The sequence below is a fragment of the Streptomyces sp. DG2A-72 genome (assembly GCF_030499575.1).
Lineage (GTDB): Bacteria > Actinomycetota > Actinomycetes > Streptomycetales > Streptomycetaceae > Streptomyces.
Genome location: NZ_JASTLC010000001.1, coordinates 8,089,389 through 8,100,141 on the forward strand (window position 1 = coordinate 8,089,389; position 10,753 = coordinate 8,100,141).

General features: G+C 71.3%; 8 protein-coding genes. 4 read left to right on the forward strand and 4 right to left on the reverse strand.

Annotated elements, in window-relative coordinates; translation table 11 throughout:
• Position 1 precedes the first annotated feature (1 nt).
• Both QQY66_RS38455 and QQY66_RS38460 read left to right on the forward strand, forming a co-directional pair.
• On the forward strand, positions 2–1,774 hold the full coding sequence (locus QQY66_RS38455; RefSeq protein ID WP_301984989.1) for an ABC transporter permease subunit: 1,773 nt from the start codon (positions 2–4) through the stop codon (positions 1,772–1,774).
• Between the two features lie 85 nt (positions 1,775–1,859).
• Positions 1,860–2,660: a VOC family protein gene (locus QQY66_RS38460; RefSeq protein ID WP_301984990.1), complete on the forward strand. Its 801-nt coding sequence runs from the start codon at positions 1,860–1,862 to the stop codon at positions 2,658–2,660.
• Between the two features lie 38 nt (positions 2,661–2,698).
• Here QQY66_RS38460 and QQY66_RS38465 read toward each other — a convergent pair whose 3' ends face one another.
• The gene (locus QQY66_RS38465) at positions 2,699–3,490 is read right to left on the reverse strand and encodes a TioE family transcriptional regulator (RefSeq protein WP_301984991.1); all 792 of its coding nucleotides are present in this window, start codon (positions 3,488–3,490) and stop codon (positions 2,699–2,701) included.
• 79 nt (positions 3,491–3,569) lie between these two features.
• Here QQY66_RS38465 and QQY66_RS38470 point away from each other — a divergent pair, with 79 nt between their 5' ends.
• Complete coding sequence (locus QQY66_RS38470; protein ID WP_301984992.1) at positions 3,570–5,999, forward strand: excinuclease ABC subunit UvrA; 2,430 nt, start codon at positions 3,570–3,572, stop codon at positions 5,997–5,999.
• A 120-nt stretch (positions 6,000–6,119) separates the two neighbouring features.
• Here QQY66_RS38470 and QQY66_RS38475 read toward each other — a convergent pair whose 3' ends face one another.
• Positions 6,120–7,313, reverse strand: a complete 1,194-nt coding sequence (locus tag QQY66_RS38475) for a cytochrome P450 (RefSeq protein WP_301984993.1) — start codon at positions 7,311–7,313, stop codon at positions 6,120–6,122.
• Positions 7,310–8,023 (reverse strand): tRNA-dependent cyclodipeptide synthase, encoded by a 714-nt coding sequence (locus QQY66_RS38480; protein ID WP_301984994.1) that lies wholly within the window; start codon positions 8,021–8,023, stop codon positions 7,310–7,312. Before QQY66_RS38480 ends, QQY66_RS38475 begins: the two co-directional genes overlap by 4 nt.
• 291 nt (positions 8,024–8,314) lie before the next feature.
• On the opposite strand from QQY66_RS38480, the gene QQY66_RS38485 reads away from it, so the two are divergent.
• Entirely contained in the window at positions 8,315–8,776 is a 462-nt protein-coding gene (locus QQY66_RS38485) for a carbonic anhydrase (protein ID WP_301984995.1), read from the forward strand.
• A 32-nt stretch (positions 8,777–8,808) separates the two neighbouring features.
• Here the strand turns inward: QQY66_RS38485 and QQY66_RS38490 are convergent, their stop codons facing one another.
• Complete coding sequence (locus tag QQY66_RS38490) at positions 8,809–10,506, reverse strand: PucR family transcriptional regulator (protein WP_301987636.1); 1,698 nt, start codon at positions 10,504–10,506, stop codon at positions 8,809–8,811.
• Positions 10,507–10,753 lie beyond the last annotated feature (247 nt).

Here is a 10,753-nt window from a genome sequence, read left to right on the forward strand (position 1 = left end):
GATGAGCGTCACCGCGGTTCGTGCCGGGGTCGGCCGGGCCGTCGCCGGGACCGTGCTGCTGGCGGCCGTCTCCCTGCTGCCCTGGCTGTCCGGGACCGACCCCGCGCTGACCGTCCTGCGGGCGCGCTCAGCCGACCAGGATCCGACCCCGGCGCAGCTGACCGCCGTACGCGAACAACTCGGCCTGGACGAGGGGCCGCTCGCGCATCTCGTGCACTGGCTGGGCGGGCTGCCGCGCGGGGACGCGGGCGTCTCCTGGGTGTCGGGCGAACCGGTGCTGCCCGAGGTGTCGTCCGCCTTCGGGGTGTCCGTCACGCTGATGCTGGGCGCGCTCGTGGTCACCGTGGTGGTCGCCGGGCTGGTGTGCGCCCGCACCCTGTATCTCGGGTCGCGGCGACGGCTGCGGCAGGGGCGGGCGGGCACCGGGGCCGCTGTTCTCGCCGCGCTGCCCAAGTTCCTGCTGGCCTCGCTGCTCGCCACGGTGTGCGGGGTGTGGCTGGGCTGGTTCCCCTCCAGCGGCTGGGAGGGGCCGGCGTCGATGGTGCTGCCCGCGCTCGCGCTCGGCGTGCCGTCCGGGGCGATGATCGGCGGGATGCTCGCCCCGGCGCTGCCCGCCGCCTTCCACGAACCCTGGGCGCGGGCCTGGCACGCCTCCGGGTTCCCGCCCGGCCTCATCGCCCGCAATGCCCTGCGCCGCACGCTGTCCGGGGTGCTCCCGCAGCTGCTGCCGACGGTCGTCGCCCTGGTCGGCGGTGCGGTCGCGGTGGAGAAGATCTTCAACATCCCGGGGCTCGGGGGGCTCGCCCTGGATGCCGCCATGGCCCAGGATCTGCCGCCGCTGCAGACCGCGACGCTGGCCCTCGTCCTGCTCGGCGTCGCCGCAGGCCTCCTCATCCAGGCCCTGCGACGCGCCCTCCTCGGCCCCGCCCTGCGCGACGGCGCCCTGCCCGCACTGCACCCACCGGCCCTTGCGCGCCCACGCTCCCTCCGCCGGCTCACCGGACTGTGCGCCCTCGCCCTGTTCACCCTGGTGGTGGCGGGACTGCTGCGTGATCCGCTGCAGGTGGACACGGCGGCCCGGCTGCTGCCGCCCTCGGCCGCGCATCCGCTGGGCACGGACTCCCTCGGCCGCGACCTGCTGGCCCGGCTTGGCCACGGAGCGCTGCGCACGGCGGGCATCGCCCTCGCGGTCACGGCCGTCAGCATCGTCATCGGGCTGCTGCTCGGCATGGCGGCACGAGCGAGCGCGGGCCTGACCGAAGTGATGTCGACGCTGCCGGCCGTCCTCGCCGGACTGCTGACGACGGCGGTGACCGGACCGTCTGCATGGGGTGCGGCCCTTGCGGTATGCCTGGTGGGCTGGACTCCGTACGCCGCACAGACCGCCGCGTTGGCCGAGGAGGAACGCGCGAGCGGCCACTGGCTCGCCTCGGTCTCGCTCGGCGCCGCCCCCCGGTATCTGCTGCGCCGTCACCTGCTGCCCGCGGTGCTGCCCGCCGTCCTGCGCAACGCCCTGCTACGGCTGCCCACCACCGTCCTCGTCCTGGCCTCCCTCGGCTTCCTCGGCCTGGGCGAACAGCCGCCCACCCCGGAGTGGGGCCGCCTGCTGTCCGAGAACCAGCCCTACGCCGAACTGGCCCCCTGGACCGTTCTCGCCCCGGCCGGCGCGCTCGCCCTGCTCGCCGTACTCGCCGTGTCCGCCACGGAGTCGGGAGGGACGACCGGGGCCCGACGGGCCCGACGCCGTCGCACAGAGCCTGCCGGCGCGCCCTGAGCCCTTTTGGGGGACCGGCCGAGGGGCGAGTGTCAGTGGCGGATGTCACGCTGGGGTCACACAGGTCCTGCGAAAGGGAATCACCGTGATCACCACAGATTTCGTCCCCGGCTCACCCTGTTGGCTCGACCTCGGTGCCCCCGATGTCCCGGCCGCCGCGGCTTTCTACAGGGCCGTGCTCGGCTGGGACTACGAGTCCATGGGGGAAGGCGAGGACATGGAAGGCGGGATGTTCCGGAAGGACGGCAAGATCGTCGCCGGACTCGGCAAGCTCACCGAGGAGGGCGCGCGCTCGGCCTGGATGATCTATCACTGCGTCACCGACGCGGACGCCACCACCCAGGCCGTGCAGAGCGCGGGCGGCACGGTGCGGGTCGCGCCCATGGACCTCGACGAGTGGGGCCGGATGGCGCAGTACAGCGATCCGCTGGGCGGCCAGTTCGCCGTCTGGCAGCCGGGCACGAACAAGGGCGTCGAGCTGGTGGACGAGCCGGGCTCGCTGTCCTGGACCGAGCTGTACACGAGCGACGCCACGGCCGCGAAGGAGTTCTACGGCGGTGTCTTCGGCTGGCAGTTCAGTGACACGGAACTGCCCGGCGGCTCAGGCACGTACTCCCTCATCACCCCCGCGGGGGTGCCCGAGGAGCGGATGCACGGCGGCCTCATGGAACTCCCCAAGGAGAGCCTCGCCCTGGCGGACGGACGGCCGTACTGGCACCCGGTCTTCGCCGTCGCCGACTGCGACGCCGCGGTCGCCAAGGTCACCGAGAACGGCGGCAGCGTGCAGATGGGCCCGGAGGACGCGGAGGGCGTCGGCCGGCTGGCCGTCTGCCTCGACTCGGCGAACGCGGACTTCGTGGTCCTCACCCCGACCAGCCCTAGCTGAACCCCGGTTCTCCGTGCTCACGCTGCCGCGATGTGCCGTCATTCGTCTGCGGCGCCGTCGTGGCTGGTTGCGCCCGCGCGGCGGAGCCGCATGTTGTCACAGCCCCGCGCCCCTTCGGGGCGCTGCCGAACCGCCACGTACTGAGCGAGGCGGGCTGCTGCGTCGAGCATTGCGAGACCCCGGGCAGTGAGTCTGCGCCGCCAGTCGTCGAGGGCCGCGGACAGCGCCTGGGTGCCGCCGGCGGTGCGGATCTGCTGGACCACGGTGGAGATGTGGTCCAGCGGATAGCCGCCCCGTCTGAGGAGGTGGGCGAGTTCCGCGTCGCGGATGTCGGCGGCGCCGTAGGTGCGGTGCCCGGTGACCGGCTCGCGGTCGGGGGCGAGGATGCCCGCGACTTCCCAGTTGCGGAGGGTCGCCGCGGTGACGCCCAGGCGGTGCGCCAGTTCGCCGACGCTGAGGGGCTCGGTGGCTGCGGGGGTCTGCGGGGCGGTGTCCGGGCCGGCGGTCAGGTGCTCTACGGCCCGGGCGACCGCGTCCAGGGTTTCCCGGTCGCGCAGGAGTTGGGCGTGACCGCGGTCGACGGCCGTCAGCGCGGCGTCGAGTTCGTCCGCGTTGAGCGACCTCATGATCTGCCCGCTCACGGCGTAGCCGTGCGCCGGGACGAGCGCCAGGTAGGCGCGGAGGGCCGCCGCATGCGTCTCGGTGTAGGTCCGGTAGCCGGACGGGGTGCGCTCGGCCGGCGGGATGCAGCCGTCGCGCTCGTAGTTGCGGACCGCCTGGGTCGAGATGCCGTGCTCGCGGGCGAGGTCGACGGGGCGCAGACGATCCACGGTTGAGACTTTAGCGCATTCGTCCTGGGAGTCTTCGGGGAAAGTCTCAACACGTGTTGCAGATATACGATTAAGGGGCATGACCAGGGAAGTTCAGGAACTCAGCACCAAGTCATCGCACATCGCCGACAGCCACGACCTGATCCGCGTGCACGGTGCGCGCGAGAACAACCTCAAGAACGTCGACATCGAGATCCCCAAGCGGCGGCTGACGGTGTTCACCGGTGTCTCCGGCTCGGGCAAGAGCTCGCTGGTGTTCGACACGATCGCCGCGGAGTCGCAGCGGCTGATCAACGAGACGTACAGCGCTTTCGTACAGGGCTTCATGCCCACGCTGGGGCGGCCCGACGTCGACGTACTCGACGGGCTGACGACCGCGATCATCGTCGACCAGCGGCCGATGGGGGCCAGTCCCCGGTCCACGGTCGGCACCGCCACCGACGCGGGAGCGTTGCTGCGCATCCTGTTCAGTCGGCTCGCCCAGCCGTACATCGGCTCGCAGCAGGCGTTCTCCTTCAACATCGCCTCGGCCGAGGCGTCGGGCACGCTGGTGGTGAACGGGAAACGGATCGAGAAGGCCATCAGCGTGGTCGGCGGGATGTGCCCGCGCTGCGAAGGCACGGGAACCGTTTCCGACGTCGATCCCACCCGGCTCTACGACGACTCCCAGTCGCTCGCCGGCGGAGCGATCACTGTTCCGGGGTGGAAGGCGGACAGCTGGGTGGTGCAGTCGTTCACCGAATCCGGTTTCCTCGACCCGCACAAGCCGATCCGTGACTACACCGGCGAAGAACTGCACGACTTTCTGCACCGGGACCCGGTCAAGGTGAAGGTGAGGGGGCTCAACACCACATACGAGGGCCTGATCGCGCGGGTCCGGAAGGCGTTCCTGTCCAAGGACCGGGAGACGCTGCAGCCGCACATCCGTGCTTTCGTGGACCGGGCGGTGACGTTCTCCGTCTGTCCCGCGTGCCACGGCACGCGGCTCAGCGAAACCACCCGCTCCTCGAAGATCGACGGGATCAGCATCGCCGACGCCTGTGCGATGCAGATCAGCGATCTGGCCGCATGGATCCGCGGCCTCGACGAGCCGTCGGTGGCGACGCTGCTCAAGGCGCTCGGCGAGACCCTCGACTCGTTCGTCGCGATCGGTCTCGGCTATCTCTCGCTCGACCGGGCGTCGGGCACGCTCTCGGGCGGCGAGGCCCAGCGCACCAAGATGATCCGCCACCTCGGCTCCGCGCTCACCGACGTCACCTACGTCTTCGACGAGCCCACCGTCGGCCTGCACCCGCACGACATCCAGCGCATGAACGAACTGCTGCTCCAACTGCGGGACAAGGGCAACACCGTGCTGGTCGTGGAGCACAAGCCGGAGGTGATCGCGATCGCCGACCATGTCGTCGACCTCGGTCCGACGGCAGGGGCGGCCGGCGGCGAGGTGGTCTTCGAGGGCACGGTGGAAGGGCTGCGGGCTTGCGGCACGCTCACCGGACGGCACCTGGACGACCGGGCCTCGGTCAAGCGGTCGGTGCGCAGGCCGTCCGGCGTGCTGGAGGTGCGCGGCGCGACGGCCCACAACCTGTGCGACGTCGACGTGGACATCCCGCTCGGCGTGCTCACCGTGGTCACCGGGGTCGCCGGCTCCGGCAAGAGTTCGCTGATCCATGGCTCGGTGGCCGGACGGGACGGCGTGGTGACGGTGGACCAGGGGGCCATCAGGGGTTCCCGGCGCAGCAATCCGGCGACGTACACCGGACTGCTCGACCCGATCCGCAAGGCGTTCGCGAAGGCCAACGGCGTGAAACCGGCGCTGTTCAGCCCCAACTCCGAGGGCGCCTGCCCCCATTGCAAGGGCGCCGGCATGATCTACACCGACCTGGCGATCATGGCCGGTATCGCCACGACCTGCGAGGAGTGCGAGGGGAGGCGGTTCCAGGCGTCGGTCCTTCAGTACCGGCTCGGCGGGCGGGACATCAGCGAGGTGCTGGCGATGCCGGTGACCGAGGCCGAGGAGTTCTTCGGGACCGGCGAGGCACGCACCCCGGCCGCGCACACCGCCCTTCACCGGCTCACCGACGTCGGGCTCGGCTACCTCACTCTCGGCCAGCCGCTCACCACCTTGTCCGGCGGCGAACGGCAACGCCTCAAGCTGGCCGCCCACATGGCCGGAACGGGCAGCGTCTACATCCTCGACGAGCCGACCAGCGGCCTCCACCTCGCCGACGTCGAGCAGTTGCTCGGCCTGCTCGACCGGCTCGTCGACTCCGGCAAGTCGGTCATCGTCGTAGAGCACCACCAGGCGGTCATGGCGCACGCGGACTGGATCATCGACCTCGGCCCGGGCGCCGGGCACGACGGTGGCCGGATCGTCTTCGAGGGCACGCCTGCCGACCTCGTCGCCGCGCGGTCCACGCTTACCGGCGAGCACCTTGCGGAGTACGTCGGCAGCCGTCTTTTGTGTGCGGCGCCGTCGTGGCTGGTCGCGCAGTTCCCCGCGCCCCTTTAGGGCGCTGCCGAACCGTAATCGACTTCACCAGGGCCGCTCAGCGCATCGGCGAGGATCCGGACGTGTGAAACCCCCACCGGCGCCGGGCCGGTGGGGGCTTCCGTTCCAGGTCGCCGATGGTTACCAGGCGACCGGCAGCCGTTCGGGCAGGCGCTTCATGAAGTTGGTGCGCCACACGAGCTGTTCGGCCGGTACGGCGAGCCGCAGTCCCGGAAGCCGCTCCAGCAGCGTGTGCAGGGCGATTTCCGCGTGCTTCCTCCCGAGGGCCGTGGCCGGGCAGTAGTGCGCTCCGCCGCCGAAGGAGAGATGATCGGCGGCGCCTTCCCGGCCGGGGCGGAACCGGTGCGGATCGGGGAAATGCGCGGGGTCGTGGTTCGCGCCCTCGACGAGGACCAGGACCAGCTCCCCTTTCTTCACCTCCACATCGCCCAACCGGACGTCTTCCAGGGCGAGTCGGGGCAGGCCGTCGCCGATGGACAGGTTGATCCGCAGGAGTTCGTCCATCGCGTCCGCCACCGGGACGCCGCCGGTGGTGAGTGCCTGGCGGACGTCGTCGCGGGTCAGCAGCGAGACGAGGGCCATGGTGAGGAATCCCGAGGTGGAAATGACGCCCGCGCCGAAGAGGGTGACGCCGACCGTGGCGAACATCTCGTCCGTGACCTGGGCGTATTCCGCGGTGCCCCGCAGTTTCGCGAGATCGCCCATCAGGCCGGTCGTGGCCGGGTCGTCGAGGCGACCGGCCATGTAGGCGATATCGCGGTCCCAGTTGAGCTGCGCGGCCTCGATCTCCCGGGGCGAATTCATGAACGCCACGTCCAGGCTGCGCAGCAGCAACGCCGCATCCTCCTGCGGAACACCGAGGACGTGGCAGTGCATCCTGGCGGAGTACGGGTCGGCGAAACCGCCGCGCAGTTCAGCCGGCGCCCCCTCGATGAGGAGCCGGTCCACCAACCGGCCGGCCTCATGCCGCATCCACTCATCGAGGCCGGGGGCTTTGGGGTTGATGGCCTTCATCACCGCCTTGCGCAGCCCGGCGCCGGTGATGTTGCCCATGTTGTTCACCACCTCGGGCGGGATCGTCAGGGCGTACTGACGGGGAGCGCCCGGCGCGGAGGTGTCCTTGAGGGAGAACCGGTCGTCTTCCAGCACCTGCTTGCACAGCCGATACGAGGAGACCAGCCACGCCTCGGCACCGGCGATCGTGCGGACCTTCGTCACGGGCGTGGCGCGCAGGGCCTCGACGTCCTCGGGCAGGCGGGTGCCGTTCCAGTCGAAGGGGAACGCGGGGAGCGTCTCGGTCGTCGCGGTGATCAACGTGCTTCTCCTTCGGCGGGCTTGAGGATGCCGTGGCCCTGGTTGCGGGAGGCGCGCAGGCCGTATCCCCGTGCGTAGAGCAGGTCGGCGAGCGGCAGGGCCTGGTGGTAGCAGTTCAGCGACGACGGGACGCCGAGGATGGCCGGGGTGTCGATGAACAGGGGGACTTCGGCGCACACGTAGTCCCGGCACACCTGCCGCTGTTCGTCGGTGGGTTGTCCGTCGGGGCCGAGTTTCCCGGAGAGGAAAAGGCCGGCCAGGGCGTCGCATGTCTCGCGTACGGCCGGGTCGTGCTCCACTGCCTGGACGACCTCGTGGTGGAGGCGCCGATAGGCGGCGTTGCCCTGGAAGGCCGACATGGGATGCCACGTCAGGCGGCTGCCGCCGGGGTCCGCGTCCGCGCAGGCGGTGGAGACCTTGGCGCGCACGCCCCGTACGTTCTTCACGGCCTTCTGCCGGGCGTGTTCGGGTGCGTATCCGAGGGCCTGGTACATGTCGGCCACGTGGACGTCGGTATAGACGAAGTCCGCGTGGTCGAACCGGGCCGCGGCCCAACGCGCCAGGTCATTGAGGCGCCGGGCGGAGAAGTAGCTGTTGCCTGGGGAGACTCCGATGATCGCGTGCGCGCCCTCTTCGGCGATGACGCGGCACTGGTCGGTATAGGGCTGGAGCTGGAAGGTCTCGGCTGGGGCGACAGTCGCCTGAGTCAAGATCGAATCCTCATCGCGCCGCGATTCTTCAGGACCTGGCGTCCTGCGTGCGGCGGCAGCGACGACCCCACGCTACCGAGCCGACGCAGTGAGTAAACCCCTACCCGCGGGTACTGATGGAAAAAGTTTTCCGGATTGCGAAACCCCGCGATGTCATTGGCGACTCTCCGTGCTTTGGATGCGCGCTTCTCGTGCGCTTCCTCGGCCCTGTACGGGCGTAACCGGCCGTGCGACACCGTCGCATCAGCCACCCCAGCCGCACCACTCCAGAAGGGAAGAACCCCACGAGCCTTGCCCGGCAACCGCGGAGAAGACGACGGCCGCGGGAGCGGCGACGACACGCTCACCCTCCGCGAGCGCACCCCCGATTCTCCTTGGGCCGCGTTCGCGCGGCTGATGGAGGGCAACGAGCCCATGACCTCGGGGACGCCGCTGATCGTCGTCCTCGGGCACCAGCGCTGCGGTGCGGTCAAGGCGGCGTACAAGGCGCTCAAGGAGGGCAAGCCGCTGCCGGGCAACCTGCGGTCGATCGCCGAAGCCCTCCGCCCGGCGTACGCGGTGGTCTCCAAGGAGAAGCACGCCGACCCGGTGGACGCCATGGTCCGCGTCCACATCGAGCAGACCTCCGCCGATCTGCGCTCCAACGCCGATCTCGCCCCGCTGGTGAAGAAGGGCGACCTCGCCGTCGTCAGCGCCTACTGCTCGCTCGACACCGGCCGGGTGGAAGTCCTGACCGGCGCGCCGTCCGCGTGACCCAGCGGCGGCCGGCCGACGCGGATGCCCTTTCAGGCCCGCCCGACCCGCAGGACGTCGAGCGCTGTGAGTGCCACGTGCAGTTCGGTGCGCTGTTCGCCTGACTCGAGGTCGCAGTCGAGGATCCGCTCGATGGTGCGCAGACGTTGGTAGACGGTCTCGCGGGACAGGCCGCCGGAGCGGGCGGCCACCGTCTTGTTGCCTGCCGCGTCCAGGTAGTGGCGCAGGGTGGTGAGCAGGTCGGTGCCGTGGCGGGCGTCGTGGTCGGCGAGCCGGCCGAGCCGGCGTTCGGCGTAGTCCTGGATCCGGGGGTCTTCGCGGAGGGCGAAGAGGAGGCGGCGCAGGCCGATGTCGGATCGCTCGTGGTAGGAGCGTCCCGGCGGGAGCGGCCGGCCGGGCTCGGTCGCTTCGGCGACACGGGTCGCCTCACGGAAGGAGCGGGCGACGGCGGGGAGGCCGGTCGCCTCGCTGCCCACGCTCACCGTTGTCCCCGGCACCAGCTCGAGTGCGGTGCGACCGAGGTGTTCGACGACGGGTCGCCACGGCTGGTCGGGGCGCAGGGACAGCAGGACGGCGAGGCGGGTCGGTCCGAGGAGACCGACGAGGGCTTGTGTTCCCTTCTTCCTCAGCTCCTCGGAGAGGAGTTCCTCGGCCTTCGCCGTGTCGTCCTCGGGGCGGACGTCCGCGAGCACGGCGATGAAGCGGGAGTCCCTGGTGGGCAGGCCCAGCGCGGCGACCTGGGCCTCGGCGTCGGCGGGCGAGCGGTGGCGCTGTTCGACGAGGTCGCGCAGGACGCCGCGGTGCGCGGTGCGTTCCCAGGGAGTGGGGTGGGTGAGGCGGGCGATGGTGAGGGCCATCGCGGTCCTCTCCAGGACCGTGACGTCCTCGGGGCCGAACGGGCCGAAGGCCGGGGGAGCGTCCGGGCCGGGCGGGGTCGGGCCGGGCGGGGTCGGGAGCGTGGCGCGAGCCGGGGGCAAGACGTGAGTCGGGAGCGTGGCGAGGGTCGGGAGCATGGCGACCCGGCCCCAGCGTTCGCCCTGGTACTCCACGGGTGCCACGAGCCAGCCCTCGGGGCCGGAGACGGTGGTGTGGTCGGCGGGCGGAGTCGCCCGGGAGCGCTGTTCCCAGTCGGTGAGCGCCGCCTCGACCGTGTCGCCGGAGGGCTCGCAGACGAGCGCCTGGTGCACCAGGTTCTCCAGCACGACGGTGTGGCCGCTCATCTCGGCGGCGGCGCGTACGACGTCCTCGGGCCCGGCGCCGCGCAGGGTGAGGGCGGTGAACGCCTCGTGCACGCGCTGGGTCCGCCGCATCACCTCGGCCTGGTTGCCGAGGATGAACGCGTGGACGACCTGGGTGACCTCCAGGAAGTTGACGTCCTTGGCCAGGGTGACGAGGGGCAGACCGCGGGCCCGGCAGGCGTGGACCAGGGCGTCGGGCGGGCGGTGGTAGCGGCGGACCAGTTCGATGACGAGGGCCGCCGCGCCGATGTCGGCGAGTTCGTCGACGTAGCGGCGTACGCCGGCCGGCTCCTCGGGCAGGGGCATGCCGGTCGTCAGGACGAGTTCGCCGCCCTTGAGGAAGGAGGCGGGGTCGGTCAGCTCGGTGATGTGGACCCAGCGGACGGGCCGGTCGAGCCGTGCCAGGCCGGTGACGACCTGGGGCTGTCCGGCGGCCAGGACGGGAAGGGCGAGCACGTCGGCCACGGTGAGCGGGCGGCCGACGGCATCCATCTCTGGTCCCGGCACGGAGGCGTCAGGCCCTGGAGCCGCGTGGTGGTTCTCGCTCACGGTGCCTCCATGGGGGTCTCCTGCTCGCGACCCCGAGTTCGGGACGTGCCCTGTCACTCTGACAAGCACCGCTGACCTGCGCAAGAGCCCGCAGACGGCGGCGGCGAGACGGGCGGGCGGGGTACAGGGCCCGGTATGCCTGACACAACGTCCGGATACCGCGTCCCGGCCGGACAGATCGCGCGTTGGC